Raw genomic sequence first — 25,296 nt, forward strand, 5'->3', positions numbered from 1 at the left:
GAAAAATAGAGGAAATATTTTGCAAATAAAGAATTTAGAAAAGAGTGGAGAAAAGTGGGGGGATGTGGTACATTTGTGTTAGAAAGTGGGGGCAGTGCATATGTTCATGGGCGAATATCAACATAACATTGATAATAAAGGCCGTTTAATCGTACCTGCCAAGTTCCGTGATCACCTCGGAGATTCATTTGTCATCACCCGAGGATTGGATCAATGTTTATTTGGTTATCCCATGGATGAGTGGCGAGCTCTTGAAGACAAGCTCAAAGCCCTACCACTGACAAAAAAAGATGCCCGTGCCTTCACTCGATTCTTCTTCTCGGGAGCAACTGAGAGCGAATTAGATAAAACGGGTAGGGTGAATATTCCTGCTACACTTGTGAATTATGCACAATTAGATAAAGAATGCATTATTTTAGGAGTTTCCAATCGAATTGAGATTTGGAGTAAATCATTATGGGAAGACTATTTCACACAGTCTGAAGATTCATTTGCTGAGCTTGCAGAGAAGATGGTAGGGTTTGATATTTAACCCCCACAAAACGTTCGATTGGAAAGGTGAAGTCAACATGTTTAAACATACAACTGTATTATTAAAAGAAACGGTGGATGGTCTGGATATTAAAGAAGATGGAGTCTATGTAGATTGTACTCTGGGTGGAGCAGGGCATAGCGAGTACCTCGTGAGCCAGTTATCACCGGAGGGGCATCTGTATTGCTTCGACCAGGATGAAACAGCCATCAACCACGCAAAAGAAAAGCTTTCATCCTATCAGGATAGAGTAACATTCGTTCAATCAAATTTCCGGAATCTCAAGGAAGAACTTGAACAACTAGGAGTACATAGTGTGGATGGGATTTTATACGACCTGGGTGTGTCATCGCCTCAACTGGATACTCCGGAAAGAGGGTTCAGTTATCACCATGATGCTCCTCTCGACATGAGAATGGACTTGCAAGGTGACGTAACTGCTTACGATGTGGTTAATCATTGGTCGTTTGAAGATTTGGTTCGTATTTTTTACCGATATGGGGAAGAAAAGTTCTCCAAGCAAATTGCGAGAAAAATTGAAGCGGCACGTGATAAAAAGGCGATTGAAACAACGAGTGAACTAGTCGATCTCATTAAGGATGGTATTCCGGCCCCTGCAAGAAGAAAAGGCGGTCATCCTGCTAAGAGAGTCTTTCAAGCCATACGAATTGCCGTAAATGATGAACTGGGAGCCTTTGAAGACTCACTTGAACAAGCGATAGAGCTTCTCCATAAGGGAGGAAGAGTGAGCGTGATTACATTCCATTCCCTCGAAGATCGCATTTGCAAGACGATGTTCAAGGAGAAGGCATCAGGACCTGACCTGCCTCCGGGATTACCGATTATTCCTGAGGGTTATGAAGCAGAACTGAAGCTTGTAACGAGAAAACCGATCCTGCCTAGTGATGACGAATTAGAAGAAAATAACCGCGCTAGGTCAGCTAAATTAAGAATCGCAGAAAAAAATATATAAATAGAAGGAAACAGGAGGGAGAATTTTGAGTAACTTAGCCAGAAAGTACGAGCAGCAAAAAGTTGAGAAAACCAATCAATCCGTTCAAGCCAATCCTAAGCGCCTTAGTGAAGAGAGAAGATCCGTCATCACACCGGGGGAAAAGATCCTTGTAGCCATTTTCGCAGCGGTATTTTGCTTCTTAGCCGTTCAGATTGTGACAACACAAGCTGCCATCTATGATGTGAATAAAGATGTTCAGCACGTTGAATCAACGATTGAAAAGCAGGAAAAGGCGAATAATGACCTTAAGCTTCAAGTAAGTGAGCTTAGTACGTATGAGCGTATTCTTGAAAAAGCGAAAGAGCTTGGACTTAATTTGAAAGAAAAGAACGTTAAGGTTGTTGAGCAGTAATGAAAAAAAGACCAAGTATGAACATAGGGGCAGCCATCCTTTTCGGGTTTTTCGGCTTGCTCTTTTTTGTATTAATGGTTCGCTTTGTCACCATTCAGGTCACAGGGGAAGCTGAAGGTAAAGTCCTGGCATCACAAGCGGCAAAAAAATATATAAAAAGTCACATTTTAGAAGCTCACAGGGGAACGATTTTTGACGGGAAAGGTGAAGTCATTGCCGAGGATACTTCTGCCTATACGCTCGTAGCCATATTAAATCCCAGCATCACGAGTGATCCGAAAAAACCTAAGCATGTAACAGATCCCCGAAAAACAGCAAAAGCTCTGGCACCATACCTTGATATGGAAGAGAGCAAAATATATGACCGCCTTAATCAAGAAGGACCATATCAGGTGGAATTTGGTTCTGCAGGCAGAGATCTATCTCATCAAATGATGCTCGAGATTAAAGAAGAAAACATACCTGGAATCACATTCAGGAAAGAAGCAAAGCGTTTTTATCCTAATGGCTCATTCGCACCTCATCTTATAGGTTTTGCACAAAAAACCACTGCGGATAATGGTGATTCCAAAACAGTAGGGAAAATGGGTGTGGAAGCAAGTTTTGATGATGTGTTAAGTGGCAAGGACGGTTCGGTGGAATATAAGAGTGATGTTTGGGGATATTTACTCCCTAATGCTGATGAGCATGTTACCGCTCCCCAAGATGGGGATGACATCTATTTAACCATCGATAAAAAAATTCAAACGTTCTTAGAAGAGGCAATGAATGAAGTCCAGAAAAAATATAAACCTAAAAAAATGTTTGCGATCGTATCAGACCCGAAAACCGGGAAAATTCTAGCAATGTCACAGAGGCCGACATTCCACCCGGATTCGAGAGAAGGTTTATTGGATAACTGGACGAATATCATCGTGGAGGATACATACGAACCAGGCTCGACAATGAAGTCCTTTTCACTTGCAGCGGCTGTGAATGAAGGAAAGTTCAATCCCAATGAACTGTATGAATCAGGTAAATATTATGTTGAAAATGTCCCTAATCCCATCAGAGATCACAATGGTGGGGAAGGTTGGGGGACGATTTCCTATTTAGAAGGGGTCCAAAGATCTTCTAATGTGGCATTTGCGAACCTTTTAGATAAAATCGGTTTCAAGAAATACGAAGATTACTTACATGAGTTTGGATTCGGAAAAGCAACCGATGTCGGATTACCGAATGAGGCGTCCGGATCTATTCTTTATCATTATCCAATTGAAAAGTATACGACCATTTTTGGGCAAGGTACCACCGTTACACCACTTCAAATGATTCAGGCAGAATCTGCAATAGCTAATAATGGTGAAATGATGAAACCTTATGTGATCTCTAAAATAGTCGACCCGAATTCAAAGGAAGTCATCAAAGAAACAAAACCTGAAGTTGCAGGGAAACCCATTTCAAAAGAAACGGCTGAAAAGACGAGAGAATATCTCGAAACAACGGTTACTTCAGAAGATGGTACAGGTACGAGATTTGCCATTGAAGGTTATCGTGTTGGAGGAAAGTCGGGATCCGGCCAGATTCCTGATCCAGAAACGGGTCAATACATGAGAGGGAAAGAAAACTATCTTTTTTCATTCATGGGCATGGCACCTATTGAAGATCCTGAGCTAATTGTTTATGTCGGTGTTCAACAGCCTGAGTTGGAGAATAGTGAAATAGGGTCTGACCCTGTATCGGCTATTTTTAGACCGGTTATGCAGAATAGCCTAAAGTACTTAAACATTAAACCTCAGGAAAAAGTGAGCTTGAAAAAGTTGACACTTCCCGATACGAAAGAAATGAGTATAGAAGAAGCAAAGAAAGCTCTGGAGGCAGCAGGAGCTGCACCTGTTGTGGTCGGTAATGGCTCTAAAGTAGAAAAGCAATTGCCACAAGCAGGCAGTGATATTCTGCAAGGGGAAAGAGTCGTAATCAAATCCGATGGAGACACCACGATTCCGGATATGAAGGGATGGTCTGTAAGGGATGTCTTTAAAGTGGCAAATCTTGCAGGTCTGAAAATCAATATGGTTGGAAACGGCTATGCTGTCAGTCAAAATATTCAACCGGGGGTTCCTGTGGGAAAAGAAGAGCCTCTAGTGGTTAATTTTAGTACTCCGGAAGAACAAGTACAGCAAGATGAAGATGAGAATACAGAAGAACCACCGCTGAACTAAATAAATAGGGCTGACTTATGTATGTGACTCACTCGAGAGCACCTGGATCGATTTCTTTTGAACCGATTTAGGTATGAGTGTCATTCACATCGAAGTCGCCCTTTTCTTATGGGAACAATCGATAAAATTGACGTGAATGATTGCGCCTCCCTTATCCTTTCATTGATTTCAAACATACCCAAATAAGTCCAAGCATATAATGGAACGAGCCATAGAAGGGGAGGTTCCATTAGTGAAAAGAGTATCCAATGTAACGGTAAGGAAAAGGTTAGCAGTAGCGCTTGTAGTAGGAGTCCTGATTTTCTCCATTATTGATATAAGGCTGGGGTATGTTCAGTTTTTTAAAGGGGACTGGCTTACGAGTTTAGCAAAAGACTCATGGAGTCGAAACATCCCATTTCAACCGGAGAGAGGGAAAATAGTAGACCGTAATGGGGTAGAACTAGCTGGAAACCAAAGTGCCCCGACGATATTTGTCGTTCCGAGACAAATCACAGACCCTCAGGGAACAGCGGATAAACTGGCAGCTGTCCTTAATATTTCAGTAGAATCTGCATATAAATATGTTACACAGAGAGATAGTATGGTGTTGATTAAAGAAGCGAGAAAGATCTCATATGAAAAAGCGAAAGAGGTCAGGGACCTAAATTTAAAAGGGGTCTACTTAGGCGAAGACTCTAAACGCTATTATCCATACGGCAGTTATTTATCCCATGTGCTTGGCTTCGCGGGAATTGATAATCAAGGGCTGATGGGACTTGAATTGTCATATGATGAGGAGCTTAGTGGAGATAAAGGGTATGTTAAATTTTTCTCCGACGCAAAAGGAAAACGAATGCCTGATATGGCAGATGACTTTGAAAAACCGGAAAACGGCCTGGATTTAAAGCTTACGATTGATACGAAAGTCCAAACCATCGTGGAGCGTGAATTGGATATTGCTCAAGCGACTTACAACCCCGATGGAATTATCGCCATTGCTATGAACCCTAAAAATGGCGAAATATTGGCGATGTCAAGCAGGCCGACTTTTGACCCGGCGAATTTCCGGAATGTACCCCAGGAAATCTATAACCGGAATTTACCGATTTGGAGCACATATGAACCTGGTTCAACGTTTAAGATCATTACTCTCGCTGCTGCGCTGGAGGAAAATAAGGTGGATCTTTATAAAGAAAAGTTCCATGATCCCGGTCATGTTGAAGTTTCGGGATCCACCCTTCATTGTTGGAAGCGCGGAGGACATGGAACCCAAACATTTTTAGAAGTGGTCCAAAATTCATGTAACCCGGGATTTGTCGAGTTAGGTGAGAGATTAGGGAAAGAAAAACTATTCAGCTATATTCATGATTTTGGTTTTGGACAAAAGACCGGCATTGATCTTCAAGGAGAGGGGAAGGGGATTCTCTTTAATCTTGATCGAGTCGGTCCTGTAGAACAAGCTACGACCGCCTTCGGTCAGGGGGTTGCCGTTACGCCGATTCAACAGGTAGCGGCTGTATCAGCAGCCGTCAATGGAGGAATCCTGTATCAACCGTATATCGCTAAGGAGTTGATTGACCCTTCAACTGGAGAAGTGGTGATGAGAAAGACCCCTCAAATGAAGAAGAGGGTCATCTCAGAAGAAACATCAAAACAAATTCGTGAAGCATTGGAAAGTGTTGTAGCGAAAGGGAGCGGTAAGAAAGCTTTTGTAGATGGTTATCGGGTAGGCGGGAAAACGGGAACCGCTCAAAAAGCAAAGGATGGAAAATACTTAGAAAACAATCACATCGTTTCCTTTATGGGAATAGCGCCTGCGGATGACCCTGAAATTGTCGTGTACGTGGCTGTCGATAACCCGAAAGGCACCATTCAATTCGGTGGAGTCGTAGCAGCGCCTATTGGAGGCAGTATCATAGGCGATAGTTTAGAAGCAATGGGAGTACCAAAACGTAAAGGTCAAATTGAGAAAGAGATGACGTGGACCGATATTCCATTAATTGAAACCCCAGACTTAGTTGGATTAACAAAAAAAGAGTTACAGCAGCAGCTAGTGAATCTTAATCTGGATGTAAGTGGAAGTGGAGATAAAGTGGTCAGTCAATCTCCTGATCCGGGAGTGAAGATCAAGCAAGGCTCAAAAGTGAGGGTGTATCTTTCGGAATGATTTATGGGGAGAAAATCAACATGATGGTGTATTTGTGATATACTCTTTATTTATGCTAGGGGCTTTATATCCGTAAGGGGGAGCCCCGTTTTTCTTTAATTAGTGTGACAGAGTGCCATTTTTTCATAATCATAACGAACTAAGTTAAAAGGTTTATAGCTTTCATACGCATTTTTTTGTAAAATATAAAAAGGTTGCTTTCTACCTGTGAGGAGTTGAAAAGATGAGATTGCACACTTTGCTGGAAGTACTGCCGTTTTTCTCAGTAGAGGGTGAAGGGAATCCAGCTATTTCAAACATCGCTAACCACCATAAGAAAGTGAAAAATGGCGATCTATTTATCTGTATTAACGGATTAGAGGTTGATAGCCATTCACTCGCCCCACTGGCAGAAAAGAACGGTGCAGCTGCGATTCTCGCTGAGAAGAGCATAGAAGCAAACGTGCCGGTTATTATCGTACCGGATTCGAAGAAAGCAATGGCCATTCTAGCCGACTACTTTTATAAGCAGCCCTCCCATCAGCTTTTGTTGGTAGGGGTGACAGGCACAAATGGGAAAACCACGACCACCCATCTAATTGACCAGGTGCTTACACACTGTGGGATGAAGACCGGTTTAATCGGTACAATGCACATAAAAGTGGGGGATGAGTTACAAGTAAGTCATAATACGACTCCTGACAGCTTAACGCTCCAACAAACGTTTAAACAGTTTTGTGATAAAGGGGTACGAAGTGCGATCATGGAAGTCTCTTCACATGCGTTAGATCAGGGGCGGGTTCACGGCTGTGACTATGATATTGCCGTGTTTACAAACCTGACTCAGGATCATCTGGATTATCACAAGTCCATGGACGATTACCGAAATGCAAAAGGCTTATTGTTTTCACAATTAGGGAATACTTATTTTAAGAAATCCCCCAAATACGCCATCATTAATAAAGACGATGAAGCAGCTGATTTTTTTATCAGAGCAACGGCCGCACATGTATTTACATATGGTCTGTCTCCTTCTGCTGACTTCTATGCCAGAGATATTGTCCTGAATGCAACAAAGTCTGCTTTTACACTCGTTTCACCATTTGGAGAAAAAGAGATGGTATTAAATTTAGCGGGGCAATTTAATGTATATAACGCTTTGGCTGCGATTGCAACAGCCAGTGCAGCAGGTATATCCATCGAGGACAGCGTAAGAAGCCTGGAGAGAGCACATGGAATCAGGGGCCGGTTTGAAACGATTTCGGAAGGCCAGCCTTTCTCGGTTATCGTTGATTACGCACACACTCCGGATGGTTTGAAAAATGTATTAGAAACCATACAATCGATTACCAAGGGAAAGGTTATTGTGGTGGTCGGGTGTGGAGGAGACCGTGATAAGATTAAGCGGCCTATAATGGCAGAGATTGCCTGTGAATACGGGGACTTTGCTATCTTCACCTCTGATAACCCAAGAACGGAGGATCCTGAAAGTATACTCGGGGATATGGAATCAGGAGTGGTCGGCAAACAGTATCAATTAATAGTTGATCGGAAAGAAGCAATTAAAGAGGCTTTAAGTCTTGCAAAAGTTGACGATATTGTTCTCATCGCCGGGAAAGGTCATGAAACCTATCAAATTATAGGAAACAACGTATACGATTTCGATGACCGCGAAGTGGCCAGACAAATCATAAAGGGGATGTAAGCATGCTCTTTTATGATGATGTAAAGAAATTATTTCCTGAAACATCAGGAATACATCTACCCGGCTTTGCGTTTCTAGTAGTTTCAAATTCAACTAGTATGGGAATGGAAAAGGGACTATATGTCCCTTTTGGTGATGAAATAAACCTTTTCGAAAGTATTGATTCAGGAGCGATTGCTTCAATTTGGCCGAAGAATAAAGAAGTACCTTCATTTGTTCCGAACCACTTTCCATTATTTATGGTTGAAGATGTTTATAAAGCATACATTGACTTACTAGAGGATTACACACAAAATTACAATCAAGAAAAGTGGGAAATTATGACGAAGTTTATTTTTAACAGCGAATCTGAACAAAACCAAGTAACAGACGTATCATCGAGTGAATCCGGTAACGGAAAGGGAGGGGAGTAATGATGATGGAACAAGTGATCTTTTTTACAATCATTATGGCATTTCTTGTAACAGTATTGCTTGCCCCCGTTTTCATCCCTTTCCTGAGAAGATTGAAGTTTGGGCAGAGTATCCGTGATGAAGGACCTCAGTCTCACCAGAAAAAGACAGGCACACCTACAATGGGAGGAATTGTGTTCCTGGTCTCCATCGTGATTACTACATTTGTAATGACTGGTAAATATTCAGAGCCTGGTCCTGAAACCTATTTAATGATTCTTGTGACGGTCGGTTTTGGGCTATTAGGCTTCCTAGATGACTTTATTAAAGTGGTAATGAAGAGGAACTTAGGACTCACATCCAAGCAAAAGCTTATGGGTCAGATTGTCATTTCTGTCATTTTTTATCTAATCTTTAAGCAAAATGACTTTCCGACTACAGTTTCGATCCCGTTAACGGATTTTTCATTTGAATTAGGTTGGTTTTATTGTTTATTCATTATCTTTTGGCTTGTTGGATTTTCAAATGCTGTCAATTTAACGGACGGCTTGGATGGATTAGTATCAGGAACGAGCGCCATTGCTTTTGGTGCACTAGCCGTATTAGCCTGGAATCAATCCCAGTATGATGTCGCGATTTTCGGAGTGGCAGTAGTCGGGGCAGTACTCGGGTTCTTAGTATTCAATGCCCATCCTGCAAAAGTATTTATGGGAGATACAGGATCTTTAGCATTAGGTGGAGCGATCGCGACGATTGCCATTTTAACCAAATTGGAAATCATCTTAATTCTTATTGGTGGAGTTTTTGTCATCGAGACACTATCCGTCATCTTACAGGTAGCATCATTTAAGACAACTGGAAAGCGAATATTCAAAATGAGCCCGTTGCACCACCATTATGAGTTAGTCGGTTGGTCTGAATGGCGGGTCGTTGTAACGTTTTGGACCGTCGGTTTGCTATTTGCCGTTTTAGGAATCTATATTGAGGTGTGGTTATAATTGAAGAAGATAACGAAGTTCAAACATAAAAAAGTTCTTGTTTTAGGATTAGCAAAAAGTGGGGTAAGTGCTGCCTCTCTTCTACATAAGTTAGAAGCATTTGTAACGGTGAACGATCAAAAGCCCTTAGCTGAAAACCCGGAAGCTCAAGGGCTTCTTCAGGAAGGTATTAAAGTAATTTGCGGAAGTCATCCCATCGAACTTCTTGATGAAGGTTTTCAGTATGTGATTAAGAATCCTGGAATACCTTATAACAACCCATTAATTAAGAAAGCAATCGAAAAGAACATACCCGTCCTGACAGAAGTTGAGCTTGCCTATTTAATTTCCGAGGCAGAATTGATCGGGATTACAGGAACAAATGGAAAAACCACGACGACGACACTTCTGTTTGAAATGCTTAAAGAGGCCGATCAAAAGCCTCTTATTGCAGGAAATATCGGAACGGTCGCTTCTGAAGTAGCTCAGGAAGCGAAAGAAAATGAAAAAATGGTAGTTGAGCTTTCATCTTTCCAACTGATGGGGATCGAAGAATTCGCTCCTCATATTGCCATCATAACGAATTTATATGATGCCCATCTGGATTACCATGGAAACCTGAATGAATATTGGAAAGCGAAATCCAATATAACGAAAAATCAAACACAACATGATTATCTCATCTTTAACGCTGATCAAGAGCATGTGAAAGATTCAGTTGCCTTTACAAAAGCGCAATTGATTCCATTTTCAACGAAGAAAGAAGTAGTGGAAGGGGCCTATATTAAAAACGGGGCAGTCTATTTCAAAGATGAGTTGGTTGTCGAAGTTGATTCAATTGTACTACCGGGTGCACATAACCTGGAGAATATCCTTTGTGCGGTTGCGGCGTGTAAAATCTATGGAGTGCAAAATGAAAGTATTAAGAAGGTCCTTGGCACCTTTACGGGGGTGAAGCATCGAACGCAATTTGTCCGGGAAGTGAAGGGTGTAAAGTTTTACAATGATTCCAAAGCAACGAATAGCCTGGCAACGAAAAGTGCTCTTCATGCGTTTGAGGGTCCCACGATCCTGCTTGCTGGAGGCTTGGACCGTGGAAATGATTTTGATGACCTGATTCCATATTTGAAGAATGTAAAAATGTTGATCACCTTCGGGGAAACGTCTGAGAAGTTCGCGAAAACAGGAGAAAAGGCAGGGATACAATCCATTATTCCTGTCGATAATGTTGAAAAGGCAGTTCCTGTTGCTTTTGGACATTCCGAAGAGGGAGATGTTGTTTTACTATCCCCAGCATGTGCAAGTTGGGATCAATATCGAACTTTTGAAGAACGTGGTGACATTTTTATTGAAGCGGTGCATAAGCTTTAATAAGGGCTTGTCCATAAAGAGCATCCATACTTTAACAACCAGTATACCAATCCAAGATAAGTAGTTTTCCTTGCTCGAACGGCTCAAAATTTGTCTATTCGAGGTGTTTAAGATTGCCTTTAAAAAAATCGACTCCCGATTTTATCCTCATTATGGTTACACTCACTTTACTTGCGATTGGACTGATTATGGTATACAGCGCAAGCGCTGTATGGGCTGACTACAAATTTGATGACTCCTTTTTCTTTGCCAAAAGGCAAGTGCTCTTTGCGGGCGTAGGGTTATTCGCTATGTTTTTCATCATGAATGTAGAGTATTGGACTTGGAAAAATTGGGCCAAAATCATCATCATCATTTGCTTTGTCCTTCTTGTACTGGTGTTAATCCCGGGTATCGGGGTTCTAAGGAATGGTTCCAGGAGCTGGATAGGAGTAGGGGCGTTTTCCATTCAGCCTTCTGAATTTATGAAACTTGCCATGATTGCGTTTCTCTCAAAGTATTTATCGGAAAACCAGAAGTATATTACTTCTTTTAGAAAAGGAGTCCTGCCGGCGCTTCTCTTGGTATTCTCTGCGTTTGGAATGATAATGCTCCAGCCGGATCTGGGTACGGGTACTGTCATGGTTGGTACTTCAGTAGTGATGATCTTTATTGCAGGAGCGAGGGTCATCCATTTTGTCGGTCTCGGGATGATTGGACTAGTCGGCTTCATTGGACTTGTTATATCTGCACCTTATCGCATTGCACGGATAACCTCTTTTTTAGACCCCTGGCAGGATCCATTGAATAGCGGCTTCCAGATCATTCAGTCACTATATGCAATCGGGCCGGGAGGTTTGTTCGGATTGGGACTGGGACAAAGCAGGCAGAAGTTCTTCTATTTGCCCGAACCTCAAAACGATTTTATTTTTGCCATTTTAGCAGAAGAACTCGGTTTTATCGGGGGAACACTGGTCCTGCTTCTGTTTTCTTTGATTTTATGGAGAGGGATCAGAATTGCTTTAGGGGCTCCTGACTTATTCGGAAGCTTTTTGGCGTTAGGGATCGTTTCAATGATTGCGATTCAAGTGATGATCAATGTTGGGGTCGTAACCGGCCTCATGCCGGTCACGGGCATCACACTCCCCTTTCTGAGCTATGGGGGCTCCTCATTGACCCTCATGCTAATGGCTGTCGGTGTGCTCCTGAATATTAGCCGCTATACGAGACGGTAATGACTTAACAAAGAGATTGACTGTGAAAAACAGGTCAGAAGAAGTGAATGGCAAAATCCTGACAGTCAGGAACCCATCATTCACATCCTCCCCTGTTATTTACGGTCAGTCTCTTTTTGAATGAAAGAAAAAACGCTGAAATTCCTTGTTTTTATTGAAATAACGATAGGATATTCATTGGTGAGATGTTACAATTAATTACATATACGTAATGCATTATGATCAGACCTTTTCAAAATAAAGGAGAGTTTATTACTTTTGTTAACCAAATCTTTTACAATTCAATGACATACCTTCTTTATGTAGAAAATGGTGTTTAAAATAGAGGACAAGAGTCTATTAAATAGGATGGCTTCTTTCTGAAAAGGAATGGACGTACATATACGAAAAGGTGTATGGACAATGTAGCTTAGAAAATGCTGGATTATCTTGATCCGCGACCTGAGAAAAAACACCGGTATTTCCATCCTTCAACTCTAAGGTAAGGGTTTCTTGTTCAACATTATGTCATATGGCAGAAAATAACGTTCTGTTCCTCTTTTAACATTTGCTGCCTTCATATACAATGTAAGGTATCCCAATGTAAAGAGTACTTTCATTATAAGACGTGGTGAGAATTCTCTTATTCATGACTTAATGAATACAAAGTGAAATTGAGGAGAACGAAATGAAAAAAGAAAATGTTGTTTCCCTTGAAGATCGTATTCCTAAATTAAAACAACACCGAAAAAAGAAAGCGAATCGCAGACTGCTGTTTTTACTTTCTTTGTTCTTGCTTATGATTCTATCGGTTGTTTACTTTCAATCACCTTTAAGTCATGTTAAAGAAGTGGTGGTGCACGGGAATGAACTTGTTTCAAATGAGGCGGTTCTTCAGAAAAGTGGAATTGACAGCGGAATGAATTTGTGGAGTGTAAACAAAGATAAAACCGTGAAACAACTAAAGAAACTTCCTGAAGTGAAAAATGCGACGGTGAAAATGTCCTTTCCGAATTCCTATGAAATACACATCCAAGAATATGATAAAAAGGCATATCTATCGAAAGATAATAAATTCTTTGTCATATTAGAGAATGGGAACGTTCTGAATAAAGGTACTGAGTCAATACCCGTTGATGCTCCTTTACTCAGAGGTTTCGAGGAAGATAAGGTTTTAGTGAAAATGGTAGAAGAATTAGGGGAGCTTCCGAAAGAAGTTCAGCACCTCATATCTGAGATTAACCTGGTTCCAAAGAAAACAGATCAATATCACTTGACCCTATTCATGAATGATGGATTTGAAGTCAGTGCCACCATCCGGACCTTTTCAGAGAAAATGGTGCATTATCCCTCTATTGTCAGTCAATTGGACCCTTCAGTAAAAGGTGTCATCGATTTAGAGGTAGGTTCTTATTTCAGGGCATATGAAACGGAAGGTGAACAAAGCGATGAAGAGGATGAGGGTGAGAGGTAAGCATGTAATCCTCTCTCTTGTTTGTCTGGTGTTAGGTTTCATCCTTGCTTTTTCATTTAGTCTGGCTAACACAGAGCAAGCAGAACTTGGGAATCGAACGAATGGACAGTGGAAACAGGAAGAAGCATTGAGGGATCAAATCCTTGAGTATCAGCAGAAAAATAATAATCTGCAAGAAGAACTCTATGAAAAACAGGAAAAGGTCGTCAATATGGAGAAGGAATTCTCTAAAGAGAAACAAATATATTTTAACCTCGCAGAAGATGCTGAGAAGTATCGTATGTACCTGGGCAAAACGAAAGTGAAAGGCCCTGGGATAAACGTGACATTATCAGACGCTGACTACGATTCCAATGAAGAAAACGCCAATAATTATATTGTCCATGAACACCATGTCTTTAAGGTGATCAATGAATTATACATTGCGGGGGCTTCTGTCGTAGCGATAAATGGACAAAGGCTAAAGCATGATTCATACATACTGTGTAACGGTCCCGTTATTCAAATTGATGGAATCGAATATCCCGCTCCGTTTGAAATTACAGCTATTGGAGATCCGGAAGTACTTTCATCAGCGATGAATATCACAGGCGGCGTTAAAGACCAGCTTGTAAATGATAATATCATTTTTAAACTGGAAAAAAAGAATGCGGTAATTTTAGAACCTAGCATTAGTGAATCATAAGCAATGAATGGTCCCAAGGAATATTCGGACTGTTCGAAAGAAAGGGTTAGCTGTGAAAGTAAGGTGCGATGAATGGACAACAAATTAAAAATAAGTTTCACCCTTATTACGATTATTATTGGGTTTATGATTGCTATACAGTTCCAAACAGTCAAAGAACCTGTTGTCCGGGATACACGAGATATATGGGAACTACGAAATGCATTATTAAAAGAAAAAGAAGTCAATTCCAATCTCTATGCAGAAATGCGTGCAGTTGAAGCAAAGTTGGAACAATATAAGACAGAACAACAGTCGAGTCCAGAACGTGCGTTAAAACAAACGTTAGAGGAATTGAAAACAGAAGCAGGTTTGACTGAGAAAACAGGACCTGGTGTCATATTAACGATTGAACCTGCCATGGAAGAAATCCTTCTTGGCGAAAAAGTTCAGAATATATCGCCGGAACTGTTGGAAAGACTGGTAAATGAACTGAATCGATATGAAGCAATGGATATTTCCATTGATGGTCATCGTTTAATCAATACCTCTGTCATTCGGGATATTAATGGAGAAACCAAGGTAGATGGATTTTCAATAAAGAAAATACCATTTGAAGTGAGAGTATTAACCAAAGACTTAGAGTCTGCAAAAGGGTTGTATAACCGAATGCAGGTATCCCAGTCTGTTGAGGACTTCTTTATCGATAATCTTCGAGTCTCAATTTCAAAGCCTTTAGAAAAAGTGGTGGTTCCACCATATGAAGATACCATCCGGGTCCGTTTAATGGAACCGGTGAAGGAATAGGAGGGAACGGGTAATATGTGGCTTCCCCTTTTAGGGTTGCTGGTAGGGGTCGTATTGGGGCTTCTTACAGATATTAGAATTCCAGATGAGTACTCGAATTATTTATCGATCGCCGTCCTGGCTGCGTTGGATACATTATTTGGCGGCATACGTGCCCACCTCCAGAATATTTATGATGATAAGGTCTTTGTTTCTGGATTCTTTTTTAATATTTTACTAGCAGCAAGTTTAGCTTTTCTAGGCGTACATCTTGGTGTAGACTTATATCTGGCGGCTGTATTTGCTTTTGGGGTAAGATTATTCCAGAACATTGCAGTGATTAGACGAATACTTATTAGCAATTGGTCAAATAATCAAGAAAAAAGAGAAAAAAATTAGAATTTTAAAAGGGAATCGTTTTTGTTACGACGAATATCATAATAAGATATACTTAGAATAGTGTTTTTCTAGGGTTGTTGTTCCAAATAAACATTCTTTAAGGAGGTGCCATAGAGTGAACAGCAATGAAATTTACGTTAGCCTAGACATCGGTACATCCACAGTAAAAGTAATCATTGGTGAAATGACAAATGATTCCTTAAACATAATCGGTGTAGGAAATGTGAACTCAGAAGGAATCAGAAAAGGTTCCATCGTAGATATAGACGAAACTGTTCATACAATCAAGAAAGCAGTTGAACAAGCTGAAAGGATGGTTGGTTTATCTATAAGCCAGGTCATCGTAGGTATTACCGGGAACCATGTGTCGCTTCAATCGTGTCATGGTGTAGTGGCAGTATCAAGTGATAATCGGGAAATCGGTGATGAAGATGTTCTAAGAGTGATGGATGCAGCCCAGGTTGTTTCTATTCCTCCAGAAAGAGAAATCATCAATGTAATCCCAAGACAATTCATTGTTGATGGATTGGATGAGATTACAGATCCCCGGGGAATGATTGGTGTTCGATTGGAAATGGAAGGCACCATCATCACGGGATCTAAGACGATTTTACATAATACTCTTCGTTGTGTAGAAAAGGCCGGCCTTGAAATTGTCGATATCGTTCTTCAACCTCTTGCAGCTGGTTCAGTTGCTTTGTCAAAGGATGAGAAGAGCCTGGGTGCTGCGTTAATCGATATTGGCGGCGGCTCAACAACGATAGCGGTTTTTGAACATGGTCACCTTAAAGCAACAACTGTACTGCCTGTAGGGGGAGAACATATTACTAAAGATTTATCGATTGGATTAAGAACCTCAACAGACGATGCAGAGAAAATCAAAACAAAATATGGACATGCTTATTATGACCATGCATCAGAAGATGAAGTGTTCAGCGTGCCAATTATTGGTAGCGATCAACACCAGCAATTTAATCAATTAGAAATTTCTGATATCATAGAAGCAAGGCTGGAAGAGATCTTAGACCTCATTAGCCATGAGCTGAAACGAATGGGAATCAGAGACCTGCCAGGTGGATATGTGTTAACTGGTGGTGTAGCAAATCTTCCAGGTGTGTTAGAATTAGCACAAATCGTTTTCCAAAATCGTGTACGGGTGGCAATTCCTGATTATATTGGAGTTAGGGAACCTCAGTATACGACTGCAGTAGGTTTGATTAAATACGCTCAAAAGAATGCTAGATTACAAGGAAGATCTGTTAGTGCAGAACCAGTGCCTGTAGAGGCTGCTGAGAAGCGTCAATCCAAACCAGCTAATAAAAAGCCAAAACCTGCGAAGGTAAAAGAAGAAGAACATGAAGATGAAAAGGCCATGTCAAAAGTGAAAAAGTTCTTTGGATACTTCTTTGAATAAATAAAGGAATCCATAGATTCGACGAGTTAGGAGGATTTGTCATGTTGGAGTTTGATACAAATTTAGATTCTTTAGCGACAATAAAAGTTATCGGTGTCGGTGGTGGAGGTAACAACGCTGTAAACCGCATGATTGAGCATGGTGTACAGGGTGTTGAATTTATCGCTGTCAATACAGATGCACAAGCTTTGAATCTATCAAAAGCTGAAATAAAAATGCAAATCGGTGGTAAATTAACTAGAGGATTAGGAGCAGGTGCCAATCCGGAAGTAGGTAAAAAAGCTGCTGAAGAAAGTAAAGAACAGATCGAAGAGGCTCTGAGAGGAGCGGATATGGTCTTCGTTACGGCTGGAATGGGTGGGGGAACCGGAACTGGTGCAGCCCCGGTAATCGCTCAAATTGCCCGAGAAATCGGAGCATTAACGGTCGGTGTTGTGACACGACCTTTCACCTTTGAAGGCAGAAAGCGTTCAAATCAAGCAAGCGGTGGTATCGCTGCAATGAAAGAAGGGGTAGATACCCTTATCGTTATTCCAAACGATCGTCTGCTTGAGATCGTAGATAAGAGCACGCCAATGCTTGAAGCATTCCGAGAAGCAGATAATGTATTAAGACAAGGTGTTCAAGGTATCTCAGATCTAATCGCAACTCCTGGTCTTATTAACCTTGACTTTGCCGACGTAAAGACGATCATGTCTAACAAAGGTTCAGCACTCATGGGCATCGGTGCAGCATCTGGTGAGAATCGTGCTACGGAAGCTGCAAAAAAAGCCGTTTCAAGTCCATTACTTGAGACATCCATTGATGGAGCTCAAGGTGTACTGATGAACATTACAGGCGGCACATCTTTAAGTCTATATGAAGTTCAAGAAGCTGCGGACATTGTAGCATCTGCTTCAGATCAAGAAGTAAACATGATTTTTGGTTCCGTAATTAATGAAGAATTAAAAGATGATATCGTCGTAACCGTTATTGCAACCGGGTTTAATGAAGAGGTCATTCAACCTCCAAAGCAAACTCGACCAACATTTGGTGGAATGAAACCAAATCAAAGTCCAAACCCAAGCCAATCTATCAAGCGCGAACAACCTAAACGTGAAGAGCCTCAACACCAAGAGCCAGTGAGAACCTCTTCCAATCAAAATCAGGGAGCGGAAGAAACACTGGATATCCCAACCTTCCTTCGCAACCGTAACCGCCGTCGATAATTGCTTGACCATAAGAAATGCTAAACAGCCCCGAAGGCATCGATGCCTTCGGGGCTGTTTGTATGCATATTTATTTCCCCATATCCAACTAATCAAAATTCACTCCCAAAGCTTTTTTTATACCTAGAATCTTGAATATATTTAGTGACATATTTCGTTCTTATCTCTGAAAAGTTTTCCTCTGAAGCATACAAAAAATGACAACCTTTTAAAGGGTATGTACGATATACTTCTGATAAGTCATTCCTATCTTGAAATTTAAGTAACTGTCACTGGGTGAAGTTTCAAAAGGAGGGTAGAGATTGACCTTATATCTGGATGTCATCTGGTTGTTAAATCTGTTGGTAGACTTTTTTTTATTATGGTTAACTGGAATCATCTTAAAAAGACAATATGCCCTTTGGAGAATTGGACTTGGCAGTTTGATAGGATCGATCATTATTCTACTGGCCTTTTCACCATTTGCAACTCTAATAGGAAACCCCCTTATAAAATTATTATTTTCAATTATCATGGTGTACTCAGCTTTTGGGTATAGAAGATTGCGCTATTACTTAACAAATCTTCTTATGTTCTATTTTGTTACCTTTTTTACAGGTGGGATATTAATTGGGACTCATTATTTTATAAGCTTCGACCCTGGTACAGAATCCTCCATGTTGCTTGCAAGCATCCGTGGATTTGGAGATCCGATAAGCTGGGTATTTGTTATGCTGGCCCTGCCTCTTGCCTGGTATTTTTCTAAGGGCAGAGTGGATAGCATTGAGCATGTGAAGATTCAGTATGATCAGCTTCTGAAAGTAACCATAAAAATTGAAGATTTTCAATGTACCGTAAATGGTCTGGTTGACAGTGGTAACCAACTTCAAGACCCCATATCCAAAAGTCCGGTCATGATACTCTCCATCGCTGAGATAGAGGGGGGAATTCCAGAAGAAGTGAGGGCACTATGCCATGATGTTGATGTAATCTTCTCTGGAGAGAAAAATATCGACACACGCTGGTCTGACCGGATGAGAATTGTCCCCGCCCAATCGGTTGGAAGAAAAAGTCAACTTCTAGCTGCTATAAAGCCTGATTCTCTCATTCTAAAGGATCATGAATCCGAGTGGGCTATCCCGAATGGACTGATTGCCTTCAGGGAGGAACCGCTTTCAGCAGATGGGAATTTTCAAGCGATCGTTCATCCGAAAATGGCTTCACGTAAGCCGGTACTAAACGTTTCTTAAATCAATTATTACTACTATACTCACAATTTAAAGAAATAGAAGGGGGAGCAACAATGAAAAAATTCAAATTTAAATTTTTATATTATTGGTACAAACTGTTAATCAAACTTGGACTGAAGACAGATGAGATTTACTACATAGGTGGTAGTGAAGCACTTCCCCCTCCATTGACGAAAGAGGAGGAAGAAGTATTACTCAATAAATTGCCTAAAGGTGATAAAGCTGCCCGCTCTCTGTTGATAGAACGAAACTTAAGGTTAGTCGTATATATCGCCAGGAAGTTTGAAAATACAGGAATTAATATTGAAGACCTGATCAGCATTGGTACGATCGGCCTGATTAAGGCAGTAAACACTTTCAATCCCGAGAAAAAAATCAAATTAGCTACGTATGCTTCCAGATGTATAGAAAATGAAATTCTTATGTACTTAAGAAGAAATAATAAAATCCGTTCTGAAGTTTCGTTTGATGAGCCACTCAATATTGATTGGGACGGGAATGAATTACTATTATCGGACGTACTCGGAACAGATGAAGATATTATAACAAAAGATCTTGAGGCGACCGTAGACAAAAAACTGCTCTTTAACGCTCTACACCAGCTTTCTGATCGTGAAAAACAAATCATGGAGCTCCGCTTTGGTCTAATGGGAGAAGAAGAAAAAACCCAAAAGGATGTAGCAGATATGCTTGGAATCTCCCAGTCCTATATCTCCCGTTTAGAAAAGAGGATTATTAAGCGTCTAAAGAAGGAATTTAATAAAATGGTGTAACCTGTCAAGAACTGACCTTCTCTATAGAGGAGGTCAGTTTTTTTGTTTAAAACCATTAAAAAAATTTTTTATATGAATTTATCCAGATACCTTAAGGGATTTGGAGGGTATGAACCATTGCTTGCCAGAATGAAATGCATATTTTTCCTCTTCAAGGAAATACTGAATTTTGTACAGCAGCTCCTACAAGGAGGGGAAAGAATGACACGTAATAAAGTCGAGATTTGTGGTGTAGATACTTCCAAATTACCAGTTCTCAAAAATGATGAAATGAGAGTACTATTCAAGCAAATGCAAGCGGGCGACATTACCGCAAGAGAAAAACTTGTAAATGGGAATTTGCGCCTCGTCTTAAGTGTAATTCAACGCTTTAATAACCGTGGTGAGTATGTTGATGATTTATTTCAAGTAGGGTGTATCGGATTAATGAAATCCATCGATAATTTTGATTTAGGTCAAAACGTTCGATTCTCTACATACGCGGTTCCGATGATCATCGGGGAGATCCGTCGATATTTAAGAGACAATAATCCAATAAGAGTATCCCGATCACTACGAGATATTGCGTACAAGGCTTTACAAGTTAGAGAGAAATTAATGGGGGAAACATCCAAGGAACCGACTGCAGAAGAAATTGCCAAAGTTCTTGATGTATCCCACGAGGAAATCGTATTTGCATTGGATGCCATACAAGATCCCGTCTCTTTGTTTGAACCCATTTATAATGATGGGGGAGACCCAATATTTGTAATGGATCAACTAAGCGACGAAAAGAATCGCGATTTCCATTGGATTGAAGAAATTGCTCTTCAAGAAGGAATGAGACGATTAAATGATCGTGAAAAATTGATTATCAGCAAACGCTTCTTTCAAGGGAAGACACAAATGGAAGTGGCTGACGAGATCGGCATCTCACAAGCACAAGTATCAAGACTCGAAAAAGCAGCAATCAAACAAATGAACAAAAATATTCAATAAGAAAGAAAAGCGGAGGCGGCTCGTTCAGCCCCGACAAGCACAATAGGGAAACCCCAAAAGGCGCATTTTGCCTTATGGGGTTTTCATATTGTGACCTCGAGCCTCTAAGCCCTGCAGCTGGAGCTGGACAATTGAAAAGCGGAAGAGGCTCTATTAGCCATCGCTACATGTCAGAAAAGAAAGGCAGATCTCCTTCAGGTAGGTCTGCCTTTTTTTTTTGTTGCATACACTAGTAATAACTACTTGAATTGGGTGAATGAACAGTCTTTGAATGGATAGTACACAAGGAGAAACAACAAGAAGAGAGGGTGAAATCAGATGGTGCGTATATCTGAATTTCAGGTGAAAGATGTCGTGAGTATATCCGACGGACGGAAATTAGGGAATATAGGGGATATAGAAATTAACCTGGATACTGGAAGAATTGAGGCCATTGTCATTGGAAGTGGAGGGAAGATACTGGGTTTCTTCGGAAAAGATGAAGATATTGTGATTCCTTGGAGCAGTATTGTGAAAATAGGGGAAGATGTTATTCTGGTCAGATATAAAGAAAGTCATTATATTCAAGGTCAACTGCAGGAACCGAAACAAGCCCCCGATACATGACGAATCTTCGGAGACTATGGTACACTTAATAAAAACGAAGGAGATTCAACGTGTCTAAGGAGCCTTTTAATAGAGAAACAGAATCTTATTATTCAATAAATTCATGGACGAAAGATAATCCTGGGCTAGTTGCAGGGATCACGACCAGATGGGGTGGTGTCAGTACAGGACCATTTCAATCTCTAAATATGGGATTGCACGTGGGAGACGATGAATCTTCAGTGGTTCGTAATCGTCAATTACTTGCTTCCAGTTTAATGATGCCTGTTGAATCGTGGGCAGCTGCTGAACAAACCCATGGAAACAACATTCATAAAGTAGGAGAAGTAGACAAGGGAAAAGGTTCAGAGCACTATCACACCAGCATCAAGGATACCGATGGTTTTATTACAGGAGATGAAAATATTCTTTTAACGATGTGCTATGCGGATTGTGTTCCCCTCTATTTCCTGGACAAAGATTCGGGTACAATCGGATTGGCACATGCCGGATGGAAAGGAACTGTTTCACAAATAGGGCCCAAAATGGTCGATGCATATATGGAGAAAGGTGCCTCCATGTCTTCCCTGGAGGTTGTGATCGGGCCATCCATATGTAAGAATTGCTATGTAGTTGATGACTACGTGATCGATAAAGTGAAAAAAACACTAGAAGATGAAAACAACTTACCCTATAATTTAAAGGAAGAGGGACAATATTACCTCGATCTAAAGAAGCTGAATGAACAGCTTTTAGTGCAAACTGGTTTAAATGCCGAACAAATCCACACTTCTAGTTATTGTTCATCCTGTCACAATGATTTTTTCTCCTACAGAAGAGATGGTGGGAATACAGGAAGAATCATGAGCTTTATTGGCTGGAAGGAGAAAAAAGATGAAGGTATCTGAAAAATTTAAAATCATCCGGAAAAATATTGAAAATGCATGTGAAAGCAGTGGAAGAAACCCTGAAGACGTTCATGTTGTAGCGGTCACTAAATACGTTTCAATTGAGAGAGCCGAAGAAGCGGTTAAAGCCGGTCTCATACACTTAGGTGAGAACCGTGACGAAGGACTGCTATCCAAATGGGATGTTCTACAGGACAAACCCCAGTGGCATTTTATCGGATCTCTGCAAACTAGAAAAGTAAAACACATCATTGATAAAGTATCATACATACATTCTCTGGATCGTCTGTCATTAGCCAAAGAAATTCATAAAAGAGCGGACAAGCCTGTGTCTTGTTTTGTTCAAGTGAATGTTTCAGGAGAAGATTCTAAACATGGGTTATCTCCTCAAGAAGTAAAACATTTTATCGGGAGTCTAAAAGACTTCGCAAATATTAAAGTCGTAGGATTAATGACGATGGCTCCACATACGGACGATGAACCATTCTTAAGGACTTGTTTTAGACAGTTGAAAACAATCCAGGAAGAAATCAACGCATTAAACCTTCCTTACGCACCTTGTACAGAATTATCCATGGGGATGAGCAATGATTACATGATTGCAATCGAAGAGGGAGCGACGTTTATTCGTATTGGAACTGCATTAGTTGGAAATGACTGAGAGGGGATGAATACAAATGGGTATCAAGTCAAAGTTTAAAACGTTCTTTTTGCTGGATGAAGATGAATATGATTATGAAGAAGAAAAGTTTGAAGAAGAATACGAGGAGAAAAAGCCCATGAAGTCGCAGCTTTCAAATTCGAAACAAAATGTTGTAAGTCTTCAAAGTGTTCAAAAGTCTTCCAAGATGATTCTGGTTGAGCCGAGAGTATACGCAGAAGCTCAAGAGATTGCTGATCACTTAAAGAATAGACGCTCTGTCCTGGTAAACTTACAGCGGATTCAACATGATCAAGCGAAACGCATTGTCGACTTTTTAAGTGGAACTGTGTACGCAATTGGCGGCGACATTCAGCGTGTTGGAGATAATATTTTTCTTTGTACGCCTGATAATGTGGAAGTGAGTGGGAATATCTCTGAATTCTTAAAAGAAGAAGATCTATCAGATTCGAGGTGGTAATGTAAATTATGGTGTTGCTTTATGAGATTTTATACAACCTTATTCGAATATACTCCTGGGCTTTAATCATTTATATATTAATGTCCTGGTTTCCAAATGCAAGGGAGACGTCTATTGGACAGTTCCTTGCAAGAATTTGCGAACCGTATTTAGAACCGTTCAGACGTTTTGTTCCATCGATCGGGATGATTGATATTTCACCAATCGTGGCATTCATTGTTTTGAGCCTGGCACAATCTGGTTTATACCAATTATTTAGATGGCTGATTTAATCGGCCAGTATGCGATCAAATATCCTTTAAAGAACTGAAACCGGATTGAACAGTTTCAGTTCTTTTATTTTGGGTAAATCACATAGGAGGTGAGCATGTGTCTTCAATTTATCAACATTTCAGGCCGGATGAGAAAGAGTTTGTGGATGCTGTACTGGAGTGGAAACTGGCAGTGGAAAACCAATATGCGGCGAAACGAACGGACTTTTTGGACCCAAGGCAGCAGCATATTGTCGAGTCCGTCATTGGGAATAACGATGAAATCATCCTTACCTTCTTTCCGGAAAATACGGAACGGAAAAGAGCTTTATTGTATCCCTCTTATTATCAGCCTGAGGAAGAAGATTTTGGTATTAAGTTATTTGAAATACAGTATCCGTCCAAGTTTGTTACAATAGAGCATAGACAGGTATTAGGGACTCTCATGTCATTAGGGTTGAAACGGGAAAAATTCGGGGATATTTTATCTGAGGACGATACCATTCAACTCATGCTCGCAGATGAGATTTCTGAATACGTCCGGATGGAACTCACACAAATAGGAAAAGCGAAGATTTCCATGAGGGATATTCCAATGAAGGATCGAATCGAGAGTAAGGAAGAATGGATGGAAAAAGTGACTACTATAAGCTCACTGCGGTTAGATGTCGTTCTCGCAGCAATCTATAATGATTCCCGCCAAAAAGCTCAAACATTGATCAAAAGCAATCATGTAAAAGTCAATTGGAAGACGGTCGAAAATGCCTCGTTTGAAGTAGAAGCCGGGGATGTAATTTCAGCAAGAGGGTATGGAAGAAGTAAGTTAATGTCAATTGAAGGAAGAACGAAACGGGATAAATGGCGAATTTCTGTTGGAGTACTGAAATAATTTAAGAAAATTAAAGGAATTCTCCCACATACTGTCGAAATTTTAGTTATAATAAATATGTAATTCACCAAGTACTGGAGGTGGCTCCCATGCCTTTAACGCCATTAGACATACATAATAAAGAATTTAGTCGTGGCTTTCGTGGTTATGATGAGGACGAGGTTAATGAATTTTTAGATCAAATTATTAAGGATTATGAAATTCTTATCCGCGAGAAGAAGGAAACGGAAGAACGTTTAAACTCCTTGAATGAACGTTTAGGTCATTTTACAAACATCGAGGAAACGTTAAACAAGTCAATCGTCATTGCTCAAGAAGCAGGGGAAGAAGTTAAGCGCAATGCAATGAAAGAATCGAAGCTGATCATTAAGGAAGCCGAGAAGAATGCGGATCGCATCGTTAACGAATCTTTATCTAAAGCCCGTAAGATTGCCATCGAGATTGAAGAACTCAAGAAGCAGTCAAAGGTGTTCCGAACTCGTTTCAAAATGTTAATCGAAGCCCAGCTTGATTTACTGGATACAAATGACTGGGATCAATTAATGGAATTAGATCTGGACGCAACAGATTTAAAAACTTTAAAAGAAGAAGAGACATTGTCTTGACGAAAAGCGCAATACTTTCATATAATTGAACAACAATCTAAATTGCCATATTGAAGGCTAAGACAGGGACAGTACGTTTCTTATGATATTTCCTTTCTAGCGAGTCGGGGACGGTGTAAGCCCGACAAGGAACAAAGGTACGGAAG

26 protein-coding genes and 1 other annotated feature (1 of these 27 only partly in view) are annotated in these 25,296 nt (G+C 40.5%); all 26 genes read left to right on the plus strand.

Annotation, left to right across the window (positions count from 1 at the left end; translation table 11 throughout):
• The first annotated feature begins 100 nt into the window (after positions 1-100).
• The 26 genes from mraZ to ACOSV2_RS02715 all read left to right on the plus strand — a co-directional run bounded on the left by mraZ (position 101) and on the right by ACOSV2_RS02715 (position 25,150).
• A complete protein-coding gene (mraZ, locus tag ACOSV2_RS02590) occupies positions 101-532 on the plus strand; it encodes a division/cell wall cluster transcriptional repressor MraZ (RefSeq protein WP_113968310.1) in 432 nt (143 codons plus the stop codon).
• 37 nt (positions 533-569) lie between these two features.
• On the plus strand, positions 570-1,505 hold the full coding sequence (rsmH, locus tag ACOSV2_RS02595) for a 16S rRNA (cytosine(1402)-N(4))-methyltransferase RsmH (RefSeq protein ID WP_113968309.1): 936 nt from the start codon (positions 570-572) through the stop codon (positions 1,503-1,505).
• Between the two features lie 25 nt (positions 1,506-1,530).
• Positions 1,531-1,899, plus strand: coding sequence for a cell division protein FtsL (ftsL, locus tag ACOSV2_RS02600; protein ID WP_397551765.1), 369 nt, complete (start codon positions 1,531-1,533; stop codon positions 1,897-1,899).
• Positions 1,899-4,100, plus strand: coding sequence for a penicillin-binding protein (locus ACOSV2_RS02605; protein WP_428973818.1), 2,202 nt, complete (start codon positions 1,899-1,901; stop codon positions 4,098-4,100). The genes ftsL and ACOSV2_RS02605 overlap by 1 nt, the downstream gene beginning before the upstream one ends.
• Before the next feature lie 232 nt (positions 4,101-4,332).
• Complete coding sequence (locus ACOSV2_RS02610) at positions 4,333-6,249, plus strand: stage V sporulation protein D (RefSeq protein WP_397551763.1); 1,917 nt, start codon at positions 4,333-4,335, stop codon at positions 6,247-6,249.
• Between the two features lie 223 nt (positions 6,250-6,472).
• Entirely contained in the window at positions 6,473-7,933 is a 1,461-nt protein-coding gene (locus ACOSV2_RS02615; protein WP_428973819.1) for a UDP-N-acetylmuramoyl-L-alanyl-D-glutamate--2,6-diaminopimelate ligase, read from the plus strand.
• 2 nt (positions 7,934-7,935) lie between these two features.
• Positions 7,936-8,346 carry a hypothetical protein gene (locus ACOSV2_RS02620; protein WP_428973820.1) on the plus strand — a complete coding sequence of 137 codons (411 nt, stop codon included), beginning with the start codon at positions 7,936-7,938 and terminating at the stop codon, positions 8,344-8,346.
• A 2-nt stretch (positions 8,347-8,348) separates the two neighbouring features.
• Positions 8,349-9,323, plus strand: a complete 975-nt coding sequence (gene mraY, locus ACOSV2_RS02625) for a phospho-N-acetylmuramoyl-pentapeptide-transferase (protein WP_428974269.1) — start codon at positions 8,349-8,351, stop codon at positions 9,321-9,323.
• Complete coding sequence (gene murD, locus ACOSV2_RS02630; protein ID WP_428973821.1) at positions 9,324-10,673, plus strand: UDP-N-acetylmuramoyl-L-alanine--D-glutamate ligase; 1,350 nt, start codon at positions 9,324-9,326, stop codon at positions 10,671-10,673. It abuts the gene before it with no gap.
• Positions 10,674-10,786: 113 nt separating this feature from the next.
• Positions 10,787-11,887, plus strand: a complete 1,101-nt coding sequence (gene spoVE, locus ACOSV2_RS02635; RefSeq protein ID WP_428973822.1) for a stage V sporulation protein E — start codon at positions 10,787-10,789, stop codon at positions 11,885-11,887.
• Between the two features lie 667 nt (positions 11,888-12,554).
• Positions 12,555-13,340, plus strand: a complete 786-nt coding sequence (locus tag ACOSV2_RS02640; protein ID WP_428973823.1) for a cell division protein FtsQ/DivIB — start codon at positions 12,555-12,557, stop codon at positions 13,338-13,340.
• The gene (locus ACOSV2_RS02645) at positions 13,324-14,025 is read left to right on the plus strand and encodes a DUF881 domain-containing protein (protein WP_258549570.1); all 702 of its coding nucleotides are present in this window, start codon (positions 13,324-13,326) and stop codon (positions 14,023-14,025) included. Before ACOSV2_RS02640 ends, ACOSV2_RS02645 begins: the two co-directional genes overlap by 17 nt.
• A 72-nt stretch (positions 14,026-14,097) precedes the next feature.
• Positions 14,098-14,811: a DUF881 domain-containing protein gene (locus tag ACOSV2_RS02650; protein WP_428973824.1), complete on the plus strand. Its 714-nt coding sequence runs from the start codon at positions 14,098-14,100 to the stop codon at positions 14,809-14,811.
• 15 nt (positions 14,812-14,826) lie between these two features.
• Positions 14,827-15,189: a small basic family protein gene (locus tag ACOSV2_RS02655; RefSeq protein ID WP_113968298.1), complete on the plus strand. Its 363-nt coding sequence runs from the start codon at positions 14,827-14,829 to the stop codon at positions 15,187-15,189.
• A 115-nt stretch (positions 15,190-15,304) separates the two neighbouring features.
• A complete protein-coding gene (ftsA, locus tag ACOSV2_RS02660; protein WP_113968297.1) occupies positions 15,305-16,603 on the plus strand; it encodes a cell division protein FtsA in 1,299 nt (432 codons plus the stop codon).
• Positions 16,604-16,644: 41 nt separating this feature from the next.
• On the plus strand, positions 16,645-17,811 hold the full coding sequence (ftsZ, locus tag ACOSV2_RS02665) for a cell division protein FtsZ (protein ID WP_113968296.1): 1,167 nt from the start codon (positions 16,645-16,647) through the stop codon (positions 17,809-17,811).
• Between the two features lie 302 nt (positions 17,812-18,113).
• Complete coding sequence (gene spoIIGA, locus ACOSV2_RS02670) at positions 18,114-19,040, plus strand: sigma-E processing peptidase SpoIIGA (RefSeq protein ID WP_428973825.1); 927 nt, start codon at positions 18,114-18,116, stop codon at positions 19,038-19,040.
• Positions 19,041-19,093: 53 nt separating this feature from the next.
• Entirely contained in the window at positions 19,094-19,813 is a 720-nt protein-coding gene (gene sigE / locus ACOSV2_RS02675; RefSeq protein ID WP_113968294.1) for an RNA polymerase sporulation sigma factor SigE, read from the plus strand.
• Between the two features lie 201 nt (positions 19,814-20,014).
• A complete protein-coding gene (gene sigG / locus ACOSV2_RS02680; RefSeq protein ID WP_113968293.1) occupies positions 20,015-20,791 on the plus strand; it encodes an RNA polymerase sporulation sigma factor SigG in 777 nt (258 codons plus the stop codon).
• Between the two features lie 318 nt (positions 20,792-21,109).
• Positions 21,110-21,397, plus strand: a complete 288-nt coding sequence (locus tag ACOSV2_RS02685) for a YlmC/YmxH family sporulation protein (protein ID WP_428973826.1) — start codon at positions 21,110-21,112, stop codon at positions 21,395-21,397.
• Positions 21,398-21,447: 50 nt separating this feature from the next.
• Complete coding sequence (gene pgeF / locus ACOSV2_RS02690; RefSeq protein WP_428973827.1) at positions 21,448-22,284, plus strand: peptidoglycan editing factor PgeF; 837 nt, start codon at positions 21,448-21,450, stop codon at positions 22,282-22,284.
• The gene (locus ACOSV2_RS02695) at positions 22,271-22,945 is read left to right on the plus strand and encodes a YggS family pyridoxal phosphate-dependent enzyme (RefSeq protein WP_428973828.1); all 675 of its coding nucleotides are present in this window, start codon (positions 22,271-22,273) and stop codon (positions 22,943-22,945) included. The genes pgeF and ACOSV2_RS02695 overlap by 14 nt, the downstream gene beginning before the upstream one ends.
• Before the next feature lie 16 nt (positions 22,946-22,961).
• A complete protein-coding gene (locus ACOSV2_RS02700; RefSeq protein WP_113968289.1) occupies positions 22,962-23,405 on the plus strand; it encodes a cell division protein SepF in 444 nt (147 codons plus the stop codon).
• Positions 23,406-23,413: 8 nt separating this feature from the next.
• The gene (locus ACOSV2_RS02705) at positions 23,414-23,677 is read left to right on the plus strand and encodes a YggT family protein (RefSeq protein WP_428973829.1); all 264 of its coding nucleotides are present in this window, start codon (positions 23,414-23,416) and stop codon (positions 23,675-23,677) included.
• A gap of 97 nt (positions 23,678-23,774) precedes the next feature.
• On the plus strand, positions 23,775-24,545 hold the full coding sequence (locus ACOSV2_RS02710) for a YlmH family RNA-binding protein (RefSeq protein WP_428973830.1): 771 nt from the start codon (positions 23,775-23,777) through the stop codon (positions 24,543-24,545).
• An 89-nt stretch (positions 24,546-24,634) separates the two neighbouring features.
• Entirely contained in the window at positions 24,635-25,150 is a 516-nt protein-coding gene (locus tag ACOSV2_RS02715; protein WP_113968286.1) for a DivIVA domain-containing protein, read from the plus strand.
• Positions 25,151-25,200: 50 nt separating this feature from the next.
• Positions 25,201-25,296: a binding site (T-box leader), on the plus strand; it runs 142 nt beyond the window's last position.

It is taken from the genome of Rossellomorea sp. DUT-2, assembly GCF_052665285.1.

Bases quoted from the DNA above. Each gene is read 5' to 3' on its own strand.
- sigE (WP_113968294.1), top strand. From the start codon at position 19,094: ATGAAAAAATTCAAATTTAAATTTTTATATTATTGGTACAAACTGTTA.
- rsmH (WP_113968309.1), top strand. From the start codon at position 570: ATGTTTAAACATACAACTGTATTATTAAAAGAAACGGTGGATGGTCTG.
- ACOSV2_RS02650 (WP_428973824.1), top strand. From the start codon at position 14,098: ATGGACAACAAATTAAAAATAAGTTTCACCCTTATTACGATTATTATT.
- ftsZ (WP_113968296.1), top strand. From the start codon at position 16,645: ATGTTGGAGTTTGATACAAATTTAGATTCTTTAGCGACAATAAAAGTT.
- ACOSV2_RS02695 (WP_428973828.1), top strand. From the start codon at position 22,271: ATGAAGGTATCTGAAAAATTTAAAATCATCCGGAAAAATATTGAAAAT.
- mraY (WP_428974269.1), top strand. From the start codon at position 8,349: ATGATGGAACAAGTGATCTTTTTTACAATCATTATGGCATTTCTTGTA.
- ACOSV2_RS02705 (WP_428973829.1), top strand. From the start codon at position 23,414: ATGGTGTTGCTTTATGAGATTTTATACAACCTTATTCGAATATACTCC.
- ACOSV2_RS02620 (WP_428973820.1), top strand. From the start codon at position 7,936: ATGCTCTTTTATGATGATGTAAAGAAATTATTTCCTGAAACATCAGGA.
- ACOSV2_RS02615 (WP_428973819.1), top strand. From the start codon at position 6,473: ATGAGATTGCACACTTTGCTGGAAGTACTGCCGTTTTTCTCAGTAGAG.
- ACOSV2_RS02605 (WP_428973818.1), top strand. From the start codon at position 1,899: ATGAAAAAAAGACCAAGTATGAACATAGGGGCAGCCATCCTTTTCGGG.
- ACOSV2_RS02655 (WP_113968298.1), top strand. From the start codon at position 14,827: ATGTGGCTTCCCCTTTTAGGGTTGCTGGTAGGGGTCGTATTGGGGCTT.
- ACOSV2_RS02640 (WP_428973823.1), top strand. From the start codon at position 12,555: ATGAAAAAAGAAAATGTTGTTTCCCTTGAAGATCGTATTCCTAAATTA.
- mraZ (WP_113968310.1), top strand. From the start codon at position 101: ATGTTCATGGGCGAATATCAACATAACATTGATAATAAAGGCCGTTTA.
- ACOSV2_RS02685 (WP_428973826.1), top strand. From the start codon at position 21,110: ATGGTGCGTATATCTGAATTTCAGGTGAAAGATGTCGTGAGTATATCC.
- ACOSV2_RS02700 (WP_113968289.1), top strand. From the start codon at position 22,962: ATGGGTATCAAGTCAAAGTTTAAAACGTTCTTTTTGCTGGATGAAGAT.
- sigG (WP_113968293.1), top strand. From the start codon at position 20,015: ATGACACGTAATAAAGTCGAGATTTGTGGTGTAGATACTTCCAAATTA.
- ACOSV2_RS02715 (WP_113968286.1), top strand. From the start codon at position 24,635: ATGCCTTTAACGCCATTAGACATACATAATAAAGAATTTAGTCGTGGC.
- ACOSV2_RS02645 (WP_258549570.1), top strand. From the start codon at position 13,324: ATGAGGGTGAGAGGTAAGCATGTAATCCTCTCTCTTGTTTGTCTGGTG.